A 19,523-nucleotide genomic window follows, 5' to 3' on the forward strand; every position below is an offset into this window, starting at 1 on the left:
GGGCCGGGGCCTTCGGTCACTGCTTGAAGATGCTTGCGCCGCACCCGCGTGGCGAACGCAGGCCGCGTGCGGCGCGGTGTGCCGGTGAGGGAGCGGATGAGAGGGCCCGCTGGGTCCCTACCGGCGATTCACATCGAGAGCTCAGCCCTGGAGGGTGGCAACCTTGGCAGCCAGCGCCGACTTCTTGTTGGCGGCGGCGTTCTTGTGGATGACACCCTTCGAGACAGCCTTGTCGAGCGCACGCGCGGCGGCGCGGGAAGCCACGGTGGCCTTCTCGACGTCACCGGCGAGGACAGCCTCGCGGGCCTTGCGGATCGCGGTCTTGAGCGAGGACTTGACGGCCTTGTTGCGCAGGCGCGCCTTCTCGTTCGTCTTGTTCCGCTTGATCTGGGACTTGATGTTCGCCACGAAAGAGCCTTTTCAGGTTCAGAGTTTGATCTTCGGATTGCGTCCCGACAGCTGAGAGGGCATACGAGACACAGCTGCCCAGGCTACCAGGCACGCTCCTGGCGGCCCAAACCGAGCGCACTGCCCCGTCCATGGGACCATGGGAGGACTTCAGACTTCGTTCCGCGTTCCGACTGCGACCGAGAATCAGGACACTGCGTGCCCGCGATCCCCAGCCACGTGCCCGAGCCGAGCCGTACCGACCCGGCGCTGATCCGCAATTTCTGCATCATCGCGCACATCGACCACGGCAAGTCGACCCTTGCCGACCGGATGCTCCAGCTCACCGGTGTGGTCGACCAGCGGCAGATGCGCGCCCAGTACCTCGACCGCATGGACATCGAGCGTGAGCGCGGCATCACGATCAAGTCCCAGGCGGTCCGGCTGCCCTGGGCCCCCACCGCGGGCGAGGGCCAGGGCAAGACCCACATCCTCAACATGATCGACACCCCCGGGCACGTCGACTTCACCTACGAGGTCTCGCGCTCCCTCGCCGCGTGCGAGGGCACCATCCTCCTGGTGGACGCCGCCCAGGGCATCGAGGCCCAGACCCTCGCCAACCTGTACCTGGCGATGGAGAACGACCTCGCGATCGTCCCGGTCCTGAACAAGATCGACCTGCCGGCCGCACAGCCGGAGAAGTTCGCCGAGGAGCTCGCGAACCTGGTCGGCTGCGACCCCGACGACGTGCTGCGCGTCTCGGCCAAGACCGGCATGGGCGTCGACGCCCTGCTGGACAAGGTCGTCGCCACCGTTCCGGCCCCGGTCGGCGTCAAGGACGCCCCGGCCCGCGCCATGATCTTCGACTCGGTCTACGACTCGTACCGCGGTGTGGTCACCTACGTCCGTGTGGTCGACGGCCAGCTCAACAAGCGCGAGCGCATCCGGATGATGTCGACCGGCGCCACCCACGAGCTGCTGGAGATCGGCGTCTCCTCGCCCGAGATGACCCCGGCCGACGGCATCGGCGTCGGCGAGGTGGGCTACATCATCACCGGCGTGAAGGACGTCCGTCAGTCCAAGGTCGGTGACACCATCACCAGCCTGAACAACGGCGCGACCGAGGCCCTCGGCGGCTACAAGGACCCGAAGCCGATGGTCTTCTCGGGCCTGTACCCGCTCGACGGATCGGACTACCCGGACCTGCGCGAGGCCCTGGACAAGCTCCAGCTCAACGACGCCGCGCTCGTCTACGAGCCGGAGACCTCGGCGGCGCTCGGCTTCGGCTTCCGCGTCGGCTTCCTCGGCCTGCTCCACCTGGACGTGGTCCGCGAGCGCCTGGAGCGCGAGTTCGGCCTCGACCTGATCGCCACCGCGCCCAACGTGGTCTACCGGGTGGTCCTGGAGGACGGCAAGGAGGTCACCGTCACCAACCCGAGCGAGTTCCCCGAGGGCAAGATCTCGGACGTGTTCGAGCCGGTCGTCCGGGCCACGATCCTCGCGCCGAGCGAGTTCATCGGCGCGATCATGGAGCTCTGCCAGACCCGCCGCGGCACCCTCCTCGGCATGGACTACCTCTCCGAGGACCGCGTCGAGATCCGCTACACCCTCCCGCTCGCGGAGATCGTCTTCGACTTCTTCGACCAGCTGAAGTCCAAGACGCGCGGTTACGCCTCCCTCGACTACGAGCCCACCGGCGAGCAGTCCTCCAGCCTGGTCAAGGTCGACATCCTGCTCCACGGCGACAAGGTCGACGCCTTCTCCGCCGTCTGCCACAAGGACGCCGCCTACGCCTACGGCGTGCGCCTGGTCGCCAAGCTGCGCGAGCTCATCCCGCGGCAGGCCTTCGAGGTCCCGGTCCAGGCCGCGATCGGCTCCCGCGTCATCGCCCGCGAGACCATCCGCGCCATCCGCAAGGACGTCCTCGCCAAGTGCTACGGCGGTGACATCTCCCGTAAGCGGAAGCTGCTGGAGAAGCAGAAGGAAGGCAAGAAGCGGATGAAGATGGTCGGCTCCGTGGAGGTCCCGCAGGAGGCCTTCATCGCGGTGCTGTCCAGCGACGATTCCGGCGGCAAGAAGAAGTAGTCCGGCAGCGGCGTTGCGTACGAAACAGGCCCCCGAGGCGATGCCCGGGGGCCTGTTTCGTTATGAATCGGCCGCTCGGAGGCTCTTACGCACCGGCCGGAGGGCCCCTACTCTGATCACTGCTCGATGGTTACTCGCCAGTTACAAGCCCTGAGTCACCGCCCCTGAATGACAGGCCCTGCCGCGTGGTCCGGAGGACGTCCGTGAGCGACACACAGACCTTGATCGAGAACCGCCCGCCCACCGTGGCGGCCCTCTTCCTTGAGCGCGTCGCGAAGACGCCCGATGCGGAGGCGTACCGGTTCCCGGTGCCCGCGGCCGGCGGCCAGGGCCCCGACGACTGGAAGTCGCTCAGCTGGGGCCAGGCGGCCGAGCGGGTCTTCGCCATCGCCGCGGGCCTGATCGACCTGGGGGTCCAGCCGGAGCAGCGCGTCGCGCTCGCCTCCAACACGCGGGTCGAGTGGATCCTGTCCGACCTCGGCGTGATGTGCGCGGGCGGCGCCGTCACCACGATCTACCCCAGCACCAACGCGGACGAGTCCGCGTTCATCCTCTCGGACTCCGAGAGCCGCGTGCTCATCGCCGAGGACGGCAAGCAGCTGGCGAAGGCCCGCGAGCGCCGCGCCGACCTGCCGCACCTCGCCCACGTCGTCGTCCTGGAGGCGGCCGACGCGATCGCCGTCGACGGCGACCCCGAGGGCTGGGTGCTCTCCCTCGCCGACCTGGAGAAGCGCGGCGCGGCGTACCTCGCCAAGCACCCCGGCGCGATCAAGGAGCGGATCGCGGCCATCACCGCCGACCAGCTCGCCACGCTCATCTACACCTCGGGCACCACCGGCCGCCCCAAGGGCGTACGGCTTCCGCACGACAACTGGTCGTACATGGCCAAGGCCATGGTCGCCACCGGGCTGATCGGCAAGGACGACGTCCAGTACCTGTGGCTGCCGCTGGCCCACGTCTTCGGCAAGGTGCTGACCTCCGGCCAGATCGAGGTCGGGCACGTCACGGCCGTCGACGGCCGGATCGACAAGATCATCGACAACCTGCCGATCGTGCAGCCGACCTACATGGCGGCCGTCCCGCGCATCTTCGAGAAGGTCTACAACGGCGTGGCCGCCAAGGCCCGGGCCGGCGGCGGCGCCAAGTACAAGATCTTCCAGTGGTCGGTCGGCGTGGCCCGCGAGTACGCCAAGGTCACCCAGGACAACTTCCGGCGCACCGGCCGCAAGACCGCCCCCTTCGGCCTCACCACCAAGCACAAGATCGCCGACGCGCTCGTCTACTCCAAGCTCCGCGAGGCCTTCGGCGGCAAACTGCGCGCCGCCGTCTCCGGCGCCTCCGCCCTGGCACCCGAGATCGGCTACTTCTTCTCCGGCGCGGGCATCCACATCCTGGAGGGCTACGGCCTGACCGAGTCCAGCGCCGCCTCCTTCGTCAACCCGGGCGAGGCCTACCGCACCGGCACGGTCGGCAAGCCGCTCCCCGGCACCGAGGTCCGCATCGCCGACGACGGCGAGGTCCTGCTGCGCGGCCCCGGCATCATGCAGGGCTACCACGGGCAGCCGGAGAAGACCGCCGAGGTCCTGGAGTCCGACGGCTGGCTGCACACGGGCGACATCGGCGAACTGTCGGCCGACGGCTACCTGCGGATCACCGACCGCAAGAAGGACCTGATCAAGACCTCGGGCGGCAAGTACGTCGCCCCGGCCGAGATCGAGGGCCAGTTCAAGGCGATCTGCCCGTACGTGTCGACCATCGTCGTCCACGGCGCCGACCGGAACTTCTGCTCCGCGCTGATCGCGCTGGACGAGCCGTCGATCATGGGCTGGGCCGCGGAGAACGGGCTGGAGGGCAGGACGTACGGCCAGGTGCTGGCCGCGCCGGAGACCGCGCGGCTGATCGAGACGTACGTGCAGACCCTGAACGAGGGGCTGCAGCGCTGGCAGACGATCAAGAAGTTCCGGATCCTGCCGCGGGACCTGGACGTCGAGCACGGGGACCTCACGCCGAGCCTGAAGCTGAAGCGGCCGGTGGTCGAGCGTGAGTTCAAGCACCTGATCGAGGAGATGTACGAGGGATCGCGCGAAGCCTGATCCCTGCCGGGGGCCCGCCCAGTTCCGAATGCCCGGCGGGGCCGCCCCCGTGCCGTCGGGGTGCCCACTCCCAGGGCGTCGGTGCGCGTCCCGGCGCCGCGGCCCCTCGCGCGGGCCGGGGCTCCGCCCCAGACCCCGCGCCTCAAACGCGGGCGGGGCTGGATCGGGCCCCGCCCGAACCCGCGCCTCAAACGCCGGCGGGGCTGGATCGGGCCCCGCGCCCGAACGCCGGCGGGGCTGGATCGGGGGCCCGCCCGGGCCCGGAGTCGTGCGGCGGGCGGGCTGGGAAGCCGGCCGGACCAGGGGGCTGGTGCCGGGCGGGCCCGATGGCGCGGCCGGTGCGGGATGATGGGGGTATGCCTTCCGCACTGCCCGACGGTGAACCCATGCCCGAGGACGGCTCGCTGCCGCCGCACGCCCTTGCCGGGGCGGGGGACCGTCCGCTCGGTTTCTACCTGCACGTCCCCTACTGCGCCACGCGCTGCGGGTACTGCGACTTCAACACCTACACGGCCACCGAGCTGCGGGGCACCGGCGGTGTGCTCGCCTCGCGGGAGAACTACGCCGACACCCTGACCGACGAGGTCCGCCTGGCGCGGAAGGTGCTCGGGGACGACCCGAGGGCCGTGCGCACGGTCTTCGTGGGCGGCGGCACGCCGACCCTGCTGCCGGCCGCGGACCTCGTGCGGATGCTCGCGGCGATCCGGGACGAGTTCGGCCTGGCCGAGGACGCCGAGATCACCACCGAGGCCAATCCGGAGTCGGTGAATCCGGAGTACCTCGCCGAACTGCGGGCCGGCGGGTTCAACCGCATTTCCTTCGGCATGCAGAGCGCGAAGCAGCACGTCCTGAAGGTGCTGGACCGCACACACACCCCGGGCCGGCCCGAGGCGTGCGTCGCGGAGGCGCGGGCCGCGGGGTTCGAGCACGTCAACCTGGACCTGATCTACGGGACCCCGGGGGAGACCGACGACGACTGGCGGGCCTCGCTGGACGCGGCGCTCGGCGCGGGACCGGACCACATCAGTGCGTACGCGCTGATCGTCGAGGAGGGCACTCAGCTGGCCCGGCGGATCCGCCGGGGCGAGGTCCCGATGACGGACGACGACGTGCACGCCGACCGGTACCTGATCGCGGACGAGGTCATGGCCGGGGCCGGATACTCCTGGTACGAGGTCTCCAACTGGGCCACCTCGGAGGCCGGACGCTGCCTGCACAACGAGCTGTACTGGCGCGGCGCGGACTGGTGGGGCGCGGGGCCGGGCGCCCACTCGCACGTGGGCGGGGTGCGCTGGTGGAACGTGAAGCACCCCGGCGCCTACGCCGGCGCCCTGGCCGAGGGGCGGTCGCCCGGGGCCGGGCGCGAGCTCCTGTCGGACGAGGACCGGCGGGTGGAGCGGATCCTGCTGGAGCTGCGCCTGGTGGACGGCGTGCCGCTGTCCCTGCTGGCGCCGGCCGGACTGGCGGCCTCCCGCCGGGCGCTGGCGGACGGGCTGCTGGAGACCGCGCCGTACGAGGCGGGGCGCGCCGTGCTGACGCTGCGCGGGCGGCTGCTGGCCGACGCGGTGGTCCGGGACCTGGTGGACTGACCGGTCCCGCCGGGCCCGCGCGGCGCCGGCTCAGGCCCGCGCGGCGCCGGCTCAGGCCCGCGCGGCGCCGGCTCAGGCCGGTGCCGTGACGAAGTCGATCAGCTCCTCCACGCGGCCCAGGAGGGCCGGTTCCAGGTCCTTGTAGGTCGTCACCCGGGACAGGATGTGCTGCCACGCCGCGCCGGTGTTCTCCGGCCAGCCCAGCGCCCGGCAGACGCCCGTCTTCCAGTCCTGGCCGCGCGGGACCGCCGGCCAGGCCGGGATGCCCAGGGCGGACGGTTTCACCGCCTGCCAGACGTCGATGTACGGATGGCCCACGATCAGGACGTCCTCGGAGGTCACCGAGGCCGCGATGCGGGACTCCTTCGAGCCGGGCACCAGGTGGTCGACCAGGACGCCCAGGCGGGCGTCGGGGCCCGGCGCGAAGTCGGCGACGACGGCCCGGAGGTCGTCGATGCCCTCCAGGTACTCCACCACCACGCCCTCGATGCGCAGGTCGTCGCCCCAGACCTTCTCGACGAGTTCCGCGTCGTGGCGGCCCTCCACGTAGATCCGTCCGGCCCGCGCGACCCGGGCCCGGGCGCCCGGGACGGCGATCGAGCCGGAAGCCGTACGGGAGGGCGCGGCGGGGGCGCGCGGGGGGCGGGTCAGGGTCACCACGGCGCCGTCCAGCAGGAAGCCCCGCGGCTCCAGCGGGAACACCCGCCGCTTGCCGAAGCGGTCCTCCAGCGTCACCGTGCCCGCCTCGCAGGCCACCACCGCGCCGCAGAAGTCCGTACCGGCCACCTCGACCACCAGGTCCGGTTCCGCCGCCACCTCCGGCACGGCCTTCGGGCGCTTCCACTGGGGAGTCAGATCGGGGGAGTACTCGCGCATCCGGCCGAGGGTAGGGGAGCCGTGGTGATCTTGGCTATGACACGCCGAAACGGCCCGCCAGCGCGGCGCGCTGCGCGGCGACGAAAGCCGCGTCGACCACCGCCCCGTGGCCCGGCACATACAGCGCGTCCTGCCCGCCCAGCGACAGCAGCCGGTCCAGCGCCGCGGGCCACTGCCCCGGCGTCGCGTCCGGGCCCGCCGACGGCTCGCCCGACTCCTCCACCAGGTCCCCGCAGAACACCGTCTCCCGGTCGCCCGGCACGAAGGCCGCCAGATCGTGCCGGGTGTGCCCCGGACCCACGTTGGCCAGCAGCACCTGAACCCCGCCCAGTTCCAGCGTCCACTCGCCCGACACGAGGTGCTTCGGCACCACCAGCAGGTCGGCCGCCTCCGCGGCCTCCGCCTCCGCCAGACCGTGCCGCACCGCGTCGTCGCGCAGCTCCTCGCGGCCCGTGGCGAGCAGCGCGTCCAGGCCGACCGCCCCGTACACCTCGGCACCGGAGAAGGCCGCCCCGCCCAGGACGTGATCGAAATGGCCGTGCGTGAATGCGATATGGGTCACTCGACGGCCGGTGAGACGCTCGGCCTCCGCACGCACCTGAGCACCCTCGCGCAGGCACGAACCGGAGTCGACGAGGAGCACGGAATCGTCGCCAACCACCAGTCCCACGGTGCAGTCCCACACCGGAAGCCGTCTGCGGCCGGTCCGCCCGGTCAGCCGTTCCCAGCCCGCCTCTTCCCAACGTACGTCCATGCCGCGACGGTACCCTGGCGGGCCTCCCTTGCCAGGGCCTTACTACCCGGCCGTACACTGAGCGGGGGTCTCTGGCACTCGAACGCCCAGAGTGCCAACGACAGGGCAACGGACCACAGCCGGAGGTGTGCGCGATGCTCAGCGAACGCAGACTCGAAGTGCTGCGCGCCATCGTCCAGGACTACGTCGGGACGGAGGAGCCGGTCGGCTCCAAGGCGCTCACCGAGCGGCACCGACTCGGCGTCTCGCCTGCCACCGTGCGCAACGACATGGCCGTGCTGGAGGAAGAGGGCTACATCGCCCAGCCCCACACCAGCGCCGGCCGGATCCCCACCGACAAGGGCTACCGCCTCTTCGTCGACAAGCTGGCGGGGGTCAAACCGCTGTCGACGCCCGAGCGGCGCGCCATCCAGAACTTCCTCGACGGCGCCGTCGACCTCGACGACGTGGTCGGCCGCACCGTGCGGCTGCTCGCACAGCTCACCCGGCAGGTCGCCGTCGTCCAGTACCCGAGTCTGACCCGGTCGACCGTCCGGCACGTGGAGCTGCTCTCGCTCGCCCCCGCGCGCCTGATGCTCGTACTGATCACGGACACCGGGCGCGTCGAACAGAGGCTGATCGACTGCCAGACCCCCTTCGGGGAGACCTCGCTCTCCGATCTGCGGGCCCGGCTCAACAGCCGCGTCGTCGGCCGTCGGTTCACCGACGTGCCCCCGCTCGTCCAGGACCTCCCCGAATCCTTCGAGGCCGACGACCGCGCCACGGTGTCCACCGTGCTCGCGACGCTCCTCGAAACCCTGGTCGAGGAAGCCGAGGAACGGCTGATGATCGGCGGCACCGCCAATCTCACCCGCTTCGGACATGATTTTCCCCTGACGATCAGGCCGGTGCTCGAAGCGCTGGAGGAGCAGGTCGTGCTCCTCAAGCTGCTCGGCGAGGCCAATGAGTCGGGGATGGCCGTACGGATCGGGCATGAGAATGCCTACGAGGGACTGAACTCCACGTCCGTCGTCTCGGTCGGTTACGGTTCGGGCGGCGAAACGGTCGCCAAGCTCGGCGTGGTCGGACCGACCCGCATGGATTACCCCGGAACGATGGGAGCGGTACGCGCAGTGGCACGTTACGTCGGACAGATCCTGGCGGAGTCGTAAGTGGCCACGGACTACTACGCCACTCTCGGCGTACGCCGCGACGCATCCCAGGATGAGATCAAGAAGGCATTCCGGCGGCTCGCGCGCGAGCTGCACCCGGACGTGAACCCCGATCCCAAGACGCAGGAGCGTTTCAAGGAGATCAACGCGGCCTACGAGGTGCTGTCGGACCCGCAGAAGAAGCAGGTCTACGACCTCGGCGGCGACCCGCTGTCCTCCTCGGGCGGCGGCGGCGCGGGCGGCTTCGGGGCGGGCGGCTTCGGCAACTTCTCCGACATCATGGACGCCTTCTTCGGCCAGTCCTCGCAGCGCGGCCCGCGCTCGCGTACCCGCCGCGGCCAGGACGCCATGATCCGCCTGGACCTGGAGCTGGACGAGGCGGCCTTCGGGACGACCAAGGACATCCAGGTCGACACGGCCGTCGTCTGCACCACCTGCTCCGGCGAGGGCGCCGCCCCCGGCACCTCGGCGCAGACCTGTGACATGTGCCGCGGCCGCGGTGAGGTCTCGCAGGTCACCCGGTCCTTCCTCGGCCAGGTCATGACCTCGCGCCCCTGCCCGCAGTGCCAGGGCTTCGGCACCGTCGTCCCGACCCCCTGCCACGAGTGCGCGGGCGACGGCCGGGTCCGCTCCCGCCGCAGCCTCACGGTCAAGATCCCGGCCGGTGTCGAGAACGGCACCCGGATCCAGCTCGCGGGCGAGGGCGAGGTCGGCCCCGGCGGCGGCCCCGCCGGCGACCTGTACGTGGAGATCCACGAGCTGTCGCACCCGACGTTCCAGCGGCGCGGGGACGACCTGCACTGCACGGTGACCATCCCCATGACGGCGGCGGCCCTGGGCACCAAGTGCCCGCTGGAGACCCTCGACGGCATGGAGGAGATCGACATCCGGCCCGGTACCCAGTCCGGCCAGGCGATCCCGCTGCACGGACGCGGCGTCACGCACCTGCGCGGCGGCGGCCGCGGCGACCTCATCGTCCACGTCGAGGTCACCACCCCGGGCAAGCTGGACGCCCAGCAGGAGGAACTGCTGCGCCAGCTGGCGAAGCTGCGCGGCGAGGAGCGCCCGACGGGCCAGTTCGCGCCGGGCCAGCAGGGTCTGTTCAGCCGTCTGAAGGACGCCTTCAACGGCCGCTGACCGGCCCGCACGTACGCACAGGAGCCCGGCCCGGGGAGCATCCCCGGCCGGGCTCCGTGCGTTGCCGGCGGGTGCCGGCCGGGCCGGTCGCGGGCAGGTCCCGCACCGATCCGGCCACCCCGGGAAAGCGGACTATGCCAGGCGAATGCGGTGATTCGGCCGACCGAGCGGGACGTGGCACGATGCAGTCCATGTCCTCGGCACCGAGCGGTCTCTCCCCTCACCCGATCGTGCAGGCGCCCATGGCCGGCGGCGGCTCCTGCCCCGCGCTCGTCTCCGCCGTGTGCGAAGCGGGCGGACTGGGCTACCTGGCCGGCGGCTACAAGACCGCCGACGGCATGTACCACGAGATCAAACAGGTGCGGGCGCTCACCCGGCGCCCCTTCGGCGTGAACCTCTTCATGCCGCAGACCGGTTACGTCGACCCGGCCGCCGTCGAGGCGTACCGCGGGCAGCTCGCCGGGGAGGCGAGCTGGTACGCGATCTCCCTCGCCGACGAGAACATCATCGGCACCAGCGACGACGGCTACGACGCCAAACTCGCCATCCTCCTGGAGGACCCGGTCCCGGTCGTCTCCTTCACCTTCGGCTGCCCCACGCCCGAGGCCCTCGCCGCCCTGCGCAAGGCGGGCACGCGGACCGTCGTCACCGTGACCTCCGCCGAGGAGGCGCGGAGCGCGCAGGACGCGGGGGCGGACGAGGTCTGCGTCCAGGGCGTCGAGGCCGGCGGCCATCAGGGCACCCACCGCGACGACCCCCAGGCCGACGGGACGGCCGCCCTGGGTCTGCTCGCGCTCGTCGCCCAGGTACGGGAAGCGGTCGCGCTGCCCATCACGGCGGCGGGCGGCCTGATGCGCGGCTCGCAGATCGCGGCCCTGCTGGCGGCGGGCGCGGTCGCGGCCCAGCTCGGCACGGCCTTCCTGGTGTGCCCCGAGTCGGGGGCGGACCCGCTGCACAAGCAGGCGCTGACCGACCCCCTCTTCGTACGGACCGAGCTGACCCGGGCCTTCTCCGGGCGGCCGGGGCGGGGCCTGGTGAACCGCTTCATGCGGGAGCACGGCCCCTACGCCCCGGCCGCGTACCCGCAGGTGCATCATCTGACCTCGGGGCTGCGCAAGGCGGCCGCCGCGGCCGGGGACCCGCAGGGCATGGCCCTGTGGGCGGGCCAGGGGCACCGGCTGGCGCGGGCACTGCCCGCGGGACAGCTGGTGGAGGTGCTGGCGGCCGAACTGGCCGAGGCGCAGCGAGTGTTGAAGGACATGCAGATGAGGAGTGCGTCATGACCGCCCCCGTGTTCGTGGTCGAAGAGGTCCCCGCGGGGCCGGAGTTCGTCCTGGACGGCCCGGAGGGCCGGCACGCGGTCTCCGTGAAGCGGCTGAACCCGGGCGAGGCGGTGGTCCTCGCGGACGGCCGGGGGAGCTGGGCCGAGGCCGTGGTGAAGGCGGCGGAGGGCAAGGACCGGCTCGTCGTCTCGGTGTCCGGGGTGTTCGAGGAGGCCGAACCGGCCGTCCGGATCACCGTCGTGCAGGCCCTGCCCAAGGGGGACCGGGGCGAGGTCGCGGTGGAGACCATGACCGAGACCGGCGTGGACGCGATCGTGCCGTGGCAGGCCTCGCGGTGCATCACGCAGTGGCGCGGCGACCGGGGGGCGAAGTCCCTGGCCAAGTGGCGGGCCACGGCCCGGGAGGCGGGCAAGCAGTCCCGCCGGGTCCGCTTCCCGGAGGTCGCCGAGGCCATGTCCACCAAGCAGGTGGCGGCGCTGCTGGCCGACGCCGACCTGGCGATGGTCCTGCACGAGGACCGCGACACCCCCTCCGAGGCGCTGGCCACGGCGGAGCTCCCGGCGGCCGGTTCCGTCGTGCTGGTGGTCGGCCCCGAGGGCGGGGTCTCCCCGGAGGAGCTCGCCGTCTTCGCCGCGGCGGGGGCCCGGCCGTACCGGCTGGGCCGCTCGGTCCTGCGCACCTCCACGGCGGGCACCGCGGCGACGGCGGTACTGCTGGCGCGTACGGGCCGCTGGGGCTGACGCGGTTCCGACCAAGAGGGCGGCGGGCGGGGACCAAGGCGGCCCGAGGCCGGGGCCGGTCGGCGGGGGGCCGCAGGGGGCCCGGGGTCGGGGCCGGTCGGCAGGGGGCCGAGGCGGCCCGAGGCCCAGGCCGGTGGGCCGGGGGACCGAAGCGGCCCGAGGCCGGGGCCGGTCGCCGGGGGGCCGCAGGGGGCCCGGGGTCGGGGCCGGTCGGCAGGGGGCCGAGGCGGCCCGAGAAGGTGACCGAGGCCCGGGCCGGTGGGCCGGGGAACGAAGCGGTGCGGGGCCGGGGTCGGTGGGCCGGGGGCAGAGGCGGTGCGGGGTCGGGGCCGGGGGGCCGAAGCGGTCCGGGGTCGGGGGCGTGGGTGCCCGTGGGGCGGTCGGGCGACCGGACGGCATCGTACGGTCGCGGACTTGCCCTTCGGGGGCCGTTCCCGCCCGGGAGCGGTGCCGGTGGCCGATACGATGCGCGGACCGATCAACACCACGGGAGGCTCAGCAATGGCCGGGGAACCGCAGGCCGACTGCCTGTTCTGCAAGATCGTCACGGGGTCCATCCCCGCGACGGTGGTCAAGGAGACCGAGACCATCGTCGCCTTCCGGGACATCAACCCGCAGGCGCCCACGCACGTGCTCGTCATCCCGAAGCTGCACTACCCCGACGCGGCCTCCCTCGCCGCCGCCGAGCCGACGGTCATCGCCGACATACTGCGTGAGGCCGGGAACATCGCCGCCGAGGAGAAGATCGACGACCACGGCTACCGGGTCGTGTTCAACACCGGCGCCGGTGCCGGCCAGACCGTCTTCCACGCCCATCTGCACCTCCTCGGGGGCCGCGGCCTCCAGTGGCCTCCGGGATAGTCGTCCGTGTCCGTACGAGAGTTCGTGGTGCTGGGCACCGCCAGCCAGGTGCCCACCCGCCACCGCAACCACAACGGCTACCTGCTGCGCTGGGACGGCGAGGGCATCCTCTTCGACCCGGGCGAGGGCACCCAGCGGCAGATGCTGCGCGCCGGGGTCGCCGCGCACGACATCAACCGGATCTGCGTCACCCACTTCCACGGTGACCACAGCCTCGGGCTCGCCGGTGTGATCCAGCGGATCAACCTCGACCGGGTGCCGCACCCGGTCGCCGCGCACTACCCGGCGTCCGGACAGAAGTTCTTCGACCGGCTGCGGTACGCGACGGCGTACCGGGAGACCGTGATGCTGGAGGAGTCCCCGGTGGTGGGGGACGGGATGGTGCCGGTGGCGAAGGGGCCGTCGTACCTCCTGGAGGCGCACCGGCTGTCTCACCCGGTGGAGTCCTTCGGCTACCGGCTCACCGAGCCGGACGGCCGGCGCATGGTCCCCGAGCTGCTCGCGCTGCACGGGATCAAGGGGCCGGACGTGGGCCGGATCCAGCGCGAGGGGCGGCTCGGCGAGGTGTCGCTGGAGGACGTCAGCGCGCACCGGCCGGGGCAGCGGTTCGCCTTCGTGATGGACACCCGGCTGTGCGAGGGGGTGGAGGCGCTCGCGGAGGGCGCCGACATGCTCGTGATCGAGTCGACCTTCCTCGAAACGGAATCCGCGCTGGCCACCGAGCACGGCCACCTCACGGCCGGTCAGGCGGCTTCGGTGGCGCGGGCGGCAGGTGTGCACCACCTCGTGCTGACCCACTTCTCGCAGCGGTACACGGAGCCGGAGGCCTTCGAACGCGAGGCCCGGGAGGCCGGTTTCGAGGGCGAGCTCACGGTGGCGGCCGACCTGGTCCGGGTCCCGCTGCCCAAGCGGGGTTAGTTCGCCGGCGGCGCCCCCCGGACGCCTTCATGGGGTGATCTGCGCCACACTGGGCTGTGGTCCTGGCCGAGAGGAGGGCAGGACCGGCAGCTTGCCACTGCAGGAACGACCCTTCCAGAATTCGGGGAGACACCGTGACGAGTAGGGACAGCTTCGACAGCGCCGCAGCCGCCGTGGACCCGCTCGGTCCGGTGCGGGACCCGGACGAGCCCGGCTGCGACGTCTTCCTCACCGGCACGGTCTTCCTCGACATCATCTTCACCGGCCTCGACTCCGCTCCCGTGCGCGGCACGGAGTCCTGGGCGCGCGGCATGGGCTCCAGCCCCGGCGGCGTCGCCAACATGGCCACCGCCCTGGCCCGGCTCGGCCTGCGCACCTCGCTGGCCGCGGCCTTCGGGGACGACCACTACGGCGAGTACTGCTGGGACGCGCTCGAACAGGGCGAGGGCATCGACCTCTCCATGTCCCGTACGGTCCCCGGCTGGCACAGCCCCGTGACCGTCTCCATGGCGTACGAGGGCGAGCGCACGATGGTCTCCCACGGCCACGAGGCACCGCCCCCGGCGGGCCCCGGGCCGTTCCCGCAGTGCCCGCCCAGAGCCCGGGCGGCCGTGGCCTCGCTGGGCCCCGGCCGGGGCGAGGAGTGGATCGGGGAGGCCGCCCGGCGCGGCTCGCGGGTCTTCGCGGACACCGGGTGGGACGAGAGCGGCCGCTGGGACCTCGGGGCCCTGGCCGACCTTGAGCACTGCGAGGCGTTCCTGCCGAACGCCGGCGAGGCGATGCGGTACACCCGGACCGACTGCCCGCGCGCGGCGGCCCGGGCCCTGGCCGAGAAGGTGCCGATCGCGGTGGTGACCATGGGCGCGGAGGGCTCGTACGCGGTGGACGGTCGCACCGGCGAGACGGCCGAGGTCCGGGGCATCGCGGTGGAGGAGCTGGACCCGACGGGCGCGGGCGACGTGTACGTGGCGGGGTTCCTCACCGGCACCCTCGCGGGCTGGCCGCTGGCCGACCGGCTCGCCTTCGCCGGGCTGACGGCCGCGCTGTCGGTGCAGGAGTTCGGCGGCTCCCTGTCGGCCCCCGGCTGGCCGGAGGTGGCCCACTGGTGGCGGTCCGCCCCCGAGGAGCTGCGCGGCCGGTACGCCTTCCTGGACGAGCTCGTCCCCCGGCCCTCGGCGCCGGCCGCGCGCCGCAGGGCGGTGCCGACGATCGGCTTCCGGCACTCCGCGTAGCCGTCCGGTCGCGCCCGCCGTCGGCCGGGGCGAAAACCTCTCGGGGAAGGCCGCGCGGCGTCGTACGCTTGGTATTCCGGAGGTCGTCGAACGGCGCGGCCCCTCAGCGGGAGGTATGCGCAGGCCACAGTGCCGGCCCATGACTCAGACACCGACAGCCCACATCCCGGCGCCGGGACAGGCGCGAGCCCACTTCACCGTCCCGGCCACGCACCCGATGGTGACCGTGCTCGGCTCGGGCGACGCCCTGTTGCGCGTGATCGAGAAGGCCTTCCCGAAGGCAGACATCCATGTTCGGGGCAATCAGGTCAGTGCGATCGGTGCGGCGGCGGAAGTCGCACTGATCCAGCGCCTGTTCGACGAGATGATGCTGGTGCTCCGCACCGGGCAGCCGATGACGGAGGACGCAGTGGAACGCTCGATCGCCATGCTCAAGCTGAGCGAGAACGGCAACGGCCCGGACGAGACGCCCGCCGAGGTGCTCACCCAGAACATCCTCTCCAACCGCGGCCGCACCATCCGTCCCAAGACGCTCAACCAGAAGCGGTACGTCGACGCGATCGACAAGAACACGATCGTCTTCGGAATCGGCCCCGCCGGTACCGGCAAGACCTACCTCGCCATGGCCAAGGCGGTCCAGGCCCTGCAGTCCAAGCAGGTCAGCCGCATCATCCTGACCCGGCCCGCGGTGGAGGCGGGGGAGCGGCTCGGCTTCCTGCCGGGCACCCTCTTCGACAAGATCGACCCCTACCTGCGCCCGCTCTACGACGCGCTGCACGACATGATGGACCCCGACTCGATCCCGCGGCTGATGGCAGCGGGCACGATCGAGGTCGCGCCGCTGGCCTACATGCGCGGTCGGACGCTCAACGACGCGTTCGTCGTCCTCGACGAGGCGCAGAACACGACCACCGAGCAGATGAAGATGTTCCTGACCCGTCTCGGCTTCGACTCGAAGATCGTGATCACCGGTGACATCACCCAGATCGACCTGCCCGGCGGTGCCAGGAGCGGTCTGCGCCAGGTCCAGGAGATCCTCGACGGGGTGCCGGACATCCACTTCTCCCGGCTGACGTCCGAGGATGTCGTCCGGCACAAGCTGGTCGGCCGTATCGTCGACGCGTACGAGAAGTACGACGACGGCCAGCAGGCCGGCAACGGCCCCCAGCGGAAGTAGAACCCAGCGCACCATGTCGATCGACGTCAACAACGAGTCCGGAACCGAGGTCGACGAGCAGGCGATCCTCGACATCGCCCGTTACGCGCTCACCCGGATGCGGATCCACCCCCTGTCCGAGCTCTCCGTCATCGTCATCGACGAGGACGCGATGGAGGAGCTCCACATCCAGTGGATGGACCTGCCCGGACCCACCGACGTCATGTCCTTCCCGATGGACGAGCTCCGTCCGCCGGCGAAGGACGACGAGGAGCCTCCGCAGGGGCTCCTCGGCGACATCGTGCTCTGCCCCGAGGTCGCGAAGAAGCAGGGCCAGGAAGCCCCGACGCAGCACTCCATGGACGAGGAGCTCCAGCTCCTGACCGTCCACGGGGTGCTGCACCTGCTCGGCTACGACCACGAGGAGCCGGACGAGAAGGCCGAGATGTTCGGCCTCCAGGCGGCCATCGTCGACGGCTGGCGCTCCGAGCGCGGCATCACCGGTCCGTCGCCGGCCCCGACCGTCTCGTGAACGCCCCCCAGCTGATCACCGGAGCGGTGCTGCTGGTCGTGGTCGCCTGGTTCGCGGCGTGCGCGGAGTCCGGGCTCGCCCGGATCTCCAGCTTCCGCGCGGAGCAGGCCGTACGGGAGGGGCGTCGCGGCAGCGCGAAGCTCGCCCAGGTCGCCGCGGACCCCACCCGCTACCTGAACGTGGCGCTGCTGGTCCGCGTCACCTGCGAGATGGCGGCCGGGGTCCTCGTCACCTACGTCTGCCTCGACGCCTTCGGCGACACCTGGACGGCGCTGCTCGTGGCCATCGCCGTGATGGTGCTGGTCTCCTTCGTCGCCGTGGGCGTCTCCCCCCGTACGATCGGCCGCCAGCACCCCCTGAACACCGCGACGGCCGCCGCGTACGTCCTCGTACCGCTCGCCCGGGTCATGGGACCGATCCCGCAGCTGCTGATCCTCATCGGCAACGCGCTCACGCCCGGAAAGGGCTTCCGCAAGGGGCCGTTCGCCTCCGAGGCCGAGCTGCGCGCCATGGTGGACCTGGCGGAGAAGGAATCGCTGATCGAGGACGACGAACGGCGCATGGTGCACCAGGTCTTCGAGCTCGGCGACACCCTGGTGCGCGAGGTGATGGTGCCGCGCACCGACCTGATCTGCATCGAGCGGTACAAGACGGTCCGTCAGGCGACCACGCTCGCCCTGCGGTCCGGTTTCTCGCGCATCCCGGTGACCGGGGAGAACGAGGACGACATCGTCGGGATCGTGTACCTGAAGGACCTGGTCCGCAAGACGCACATCAGCCGGGAAGCCGAGGCGGACCTGGTCTCGACGGCGATGCGGCCCGCGGTCTTCGTGCCCGACACCAAGAACGCGGGCGACCTGCTGCGCGAGATGCAGCAGGTGCGCAATCACGTGGCGGTCGTCATCGACGAGTACGGCGGCACGGCCGGCATCGTCACCATCGAGGACATCCTGGAAGAGATCGTCGGCGAGATCACCGACGAGTACGACCGGGAGCTGCCGCCCGTCGAGGAGCTCGGCGAGAACCGCTACCGGGTCACGGCCCGGCTCGACATCACCGACCTGGGCGAGCTGTTCAAGGTCGAGGCCTTCGACGACGAGGACGTGGAGACGGTCGGCGGCCTGCTGGCCAAGGCGCTCGGCCGGGTGCCGATCGCGGGCGCCACGGCCACGGTGGAACTGCCCGACGGACGGCCGCTGCGGCTGACGGCCGAATCCCCGGCGGGACGCAGGAACAAGATCGTGACGGTGCTCGTCGAGCCGGTGGTCCCGGCGGCGGGCGAGGGCGAGGAGGGCGAATGACCCCGGAGCAGCTGCGCGCGTTCTGTCTCGGCTTCAACGCGGCGGTGGAGGAGTTCCCCTTCACGCCGGAGACCTCGGTGTTCAAGGTGCTGGGGAAGATGTTCGCGCTGTCGGCGCTGGACGCCGAGCCGCTGAAGGTCAACCTCAAGTGCGAGCCGGAGCTGGCCGTGCGGCTGCGGGAGGAGCACGAGGCGATCGCCCCCGGCTACCACATGAACAAGCGGCACTGGAACACGGTCACCGTGGGCGGGCCGGGCGGGCTCCCGGACGAGATGGTCCGGGAACTGGTGGAGGACAGCTACGACCTGGTGGTCGCGGGCCTGCCGAAGGCGGAGCGGCTGCGGCTCGACCGGGCGTGATCCCGCGGGGCGTGATCCGGGCGGGCCGGGGGTCAGACGGGTAGGGGACCTTCGGACGGCGGGAAGCCCTTGTCCGCCGCTTGGGTTTGTAGGTTTGGGGGTGCCCCGGCGGGGCCGTTGCACGGCCCGGCCGGGGCGCTCCATATGCTTCGACCATGACCGACAGCACCGGGATCGACCCCGAGGACACCAAGATCATCACGCTCGCGCGCAGTGCGCGGGCCCGCAACGGAGTGCCCGAGGGGGCGGCCGTGCGCGACGAGACCGGCCGCACGTACGTCGCCGGGACGGTGGAGCTCGACTCCCTCAAGCTGAGCGCGCTGCAGACCGCGGTCGCCATGGCCGTGGCGAGCGGGGCGCGGTCCCTGGAGGCCGCGGCCGTCGTCAGCGCCGCCGAGGCTCCGGCGGACGCGGACCGGGCCGCCGTGCGGGATCTGGGGGGCCCGGAGACGCCGGTGCTGCTGGCCGCCCCGGACGGCACCCTCAAGTCGACGACGCCGGCCGGCGCCTAGCCTCCCGGCGGGGTGGCGGCCGATCGCCCTGGGCCGCCGATGCGGGTGCCTTGTGGGTCGGCCCCTGACACCGCCGTGCCGTCGGGGCGGGTGTGCGGCGGGGTGGCCCCGCAGGGCGCGCACGCGGGTGCCCGGCTGACCGGCCCGACTGCCACCCCCGCGCCGGCGGGGCCGGGTGTGCGGCGGGGTGCCCCCGCAGGGCGTCGAACGCAACCACGCTTGCTTGCCGGTGCCTCTGCAGGTTCGACGCCCGAGGAGGTGCCCCGGCGCGCGGCCGGGCCCGGCGGCCCTTGCCTGGCGGGCCGGGCCGGGGTGCCGCTGCGGGCGGGCCGGGCCGGGTGCCGCTGCGCGGGGCTGGTCCCCTACCCGCCCTTCCACCGTTCCCTGGGGCTCCGCCCCAGACCCCGCGCCTCAAACGCCGGCGAGGCTGGAGCGGCGGCACCGCCCAACCCAGGTCCCAAACGCCGGCGAGGCTGGAGCGGCGGCACCGCCCAACCCAGGTCCCAAACGCCGGCGAGGCTGGAGCGGCGGCACCGCCCAACCCAGGTCCCAAACGC

18 protein-coding genes are annotated in these 19,523 nt (G+C 72.1%); 15 read left to right on the top strand and 3 right to left on the bottom strand.

What is annotated here, in order from left to right; all coding sequences use genetic code 11:
• Window positions 1-141: 141 nt before the first annotated feature.
• On the bottom strand, window positions 142-408 hold the full coding sequence (gene rpsT / locus ACZ6Y1_RS18865; protein ID WP_361596746.1) for a 30S ribosomal protein S20: 267 nt from the start codon (window positions 406-408) through the stop codon (window positions 142-144).
• Between the two features lie 198 nt (window positions 409-606).
• Here rpsT and lepA point away from each other — a divergent pair, with 198 nt between their 5' ends.
• From lepA to hemW, 3 genes are all read left to right on the top strand, one after another.
• The gene (gene lepA / locus ACZ6Y1_RS18870; protein ID WP_469630427.1) at window positions 607-2,472 is read left to right on the top strand and encodes a translation elongation factor 4; all 1,866 of its coding nucleotides are present in this window, start codon (window positions 607-609) and stop codon (window positions 2,470-2,472) included.
• A gap of 203 nt (window positions 2,473-2,675) precedes the next feature.
• Window positions 2,676-4,565 carry an AMP-dependent synthetase/ligase gene (locus ACZ6Y1_RS18875; protein ID WP_469630432.1) on the top strand — a complete coding sequence of 630 codons (1,890 nt, stop codon included), beginning with the start codon at window positions 2,676-2,678 and terminating at the stop codon, window positions 4,563-4,565.
• A gap of 356 nt (window positions 4,566-4,921) precedes the next feature.
• Entirely contained in the window at window positions 4,922-6,154 is a 1,233-nt protein-coding gene (hemW, locus tag ACZ6Y1_RS18880; protein WP_469630434.1) for a radical SAM family heme chaperone HemW, read from the top strand.
• 72 nt (window positions 6,155-6,226) lie between these two features.
• Here hemW and ACZ6Y1_RS18885 read toward each other — a convergent pair whose 3' ends face one another.
• A complete protein-coding gene (locus ACZ6Y1_RS18885) occupies window positions 6,227-7,030 on the bottom strand; it encodes a DUF3097 domain-containing protein (protein ID WP_469630437.1) in 804 nt (267 codons plus the stop codon).
• A 34-nt stretch (window positions 7,031-7,064) separates the two neighbouring features.
• Window positions 7,065-7,784 (bottom strand): MBL fold metallo-hydrolase, encoded by a 720-nt coding sequence (locus ACZ6Y1_RS18890; protein WP_469630440.1) that lies wholly within the window; start codon window positions 7,782-7,784, stop codon window positions 7,065-7,067.
• A 134-nt stretch (window positions 7,785-7,918) separates the two neighbouring features.
• Between ACZ6Y1_RS18890 and hrcA the strand changes: the two genes are divergently transcribed.
• From hrcA to ACZ6Y1_RS18950, 12 genes are all read left to right on the top strand, one after another.
• Complete coding sequence (gene hrcA / locus ACZ6Y1_RS18895) at window positions 7,919-8,935, top strand: heat-inducible transcriptional repressor HrcA (protein WP_469630444.1); 1,017 nt, start codon at window positions 7,919-7,921, stop codon at window positions 8,933-8,935.
• Window positions 8,936-10,072, top strand: coding sequence for a molecular chaperone DnaJ (dnaJ, locus tag ACZ6Y1_RS18900; protein WP_384594285.1), 1,137 nt, complete (start codon window positions 8,936-8,938; stop codon window positions 10,070-10,072).
• Window positions 10,073-10,263: 191 nt separating this feature from the next.
• Window positions 10,264-11,355, top strand: coding sequence for a nitronate monooxygenase (locus tag ACZ6Y1_RS18905; RefSeq protein WP_469630450.1), 1,092 nt, complete (start codon window positions 10,264-10,266; stop codon window positions 11,353-11,355).
• Window positions 11,352-12,095 carry a 16S rRNA (uracil(1498)-N(3))-methyltransferase gene (locus ACZ6Y1_RS18910; protein ID WP_469630453.1) on the top strand — a complete coding sequence of 248 codons (744 nt, stop codon included), beginning with the start codon at window positions 11,352-11,354 and terminating at the stop codon, window positions 12,093-12,095. The genes ACZ6Y1_RS18905 and ACZ6Y1_RS18910 overlap by 4 nt, the downstream gene beginning before the upstream one ends.
• A 501-nt stretch (window positions 12,096-12,596) precedes the next feature.
• Window positions 12,597-12,956: a histidine triad nucleotide-binding protein gene (locus ACZ6Y1_RS18915; protein ID WP_469630456.1), complete on the top strand. Its 360-nt coding sequence runs from the start codon at window positions 12,597-12,599 to the stop codon at window positions 12,954-12,956.
• Window positions 12,957-12,962: 6 nt separating this feature from the next.
• Entirely contained in the window at window positions 12,963-13,874 is a 912-nt protein-coding gene (locus tag ACZ6Y1_RS18920) for a ribonuclease Z (RefSeq protein ID WP_469630461.1), read from the top strand.
• 134 nt (window positions 13,875-14,008) lie between these two features.
• Entirely contained in the window at window positions 14,009-15,106 is a 1,098-nt protein-coding gene (locus ACZ6Y1_RS18925) for a carbohydrate kinase family protein (protein WP_469630464.1), read from the top strand.
• 139 nt (window positions 15,107-15,245) lie between these two features.
• Complete coding sequence (locus ACZ6Y1_RS18930) at window positions 15,246-16,283, top strand: PhoH family protein (RefSeq protein WP_469630467.1); 1,038 nt, start codon at window positions 15,246-15,248, stop codon at window positions 16,281-16,283.
• Window positions 16,284-16,296: 13 nt separating this feature from the next.
• Window positions 16,297-16,794 carry an rRNA maturation RNase YbeY gene (gene ybeY / locus ACZ6Y1_RS18935; protein WP_384755399.1) on the top strand — a complete coding sequence of 166 codons (498 nt, stop codon included), beginning with the start codon at window positions 16,297-16,299 and terminating at the stop codon, window positions 16,792-16,794.
• Window positions 16,791-18,095 (top strand): hemolysin family protein, encoded by a 1,305-nt coding sequence (locus ACZ6Y1_RS18940; protein WP_469630472.1) that lies wholly within the window; start codon window positions 16,791-16,793, stop codon window positions 18,093-18,095. The genes ybeY and ACZ6Y1_RS18940 overlap by 4 nt, the downstream gene beginning before the upstream one ends.
• Window positions 18,092-18,454, top strand: coding sequence for an MmcQ/YjbR family DNA-binding protein (locus tag ACZ6Y1_RS18945; RefSeq protein WP_469630475.1), 363 nt, complete (start codon window positions 18,092-18,094; stop codon window positions 18,452-18,454). The genes ACZ6Y1_RS18940 and ACZ6Y1_RS18945 overlap by 4 nt, the downstream gene beginning before the upstream one ends.
• Window positions 18,455-18,609: 155 nt before the next feature.
• Entirely contained in the window at window positions 18,610-18,966 is a 357-nt protein-coding gene (locus ACZ6Y1_RS18950) for a cytidine deaminase (protein WP_469630478.1), read from the top strand.
• The last annotated feature ends 557 nt before the right edge of the window (window positions 18,967-19,523 follow it).

The organism is Streptomyces sp. NPDC053432, assembly GCF_055585365.1.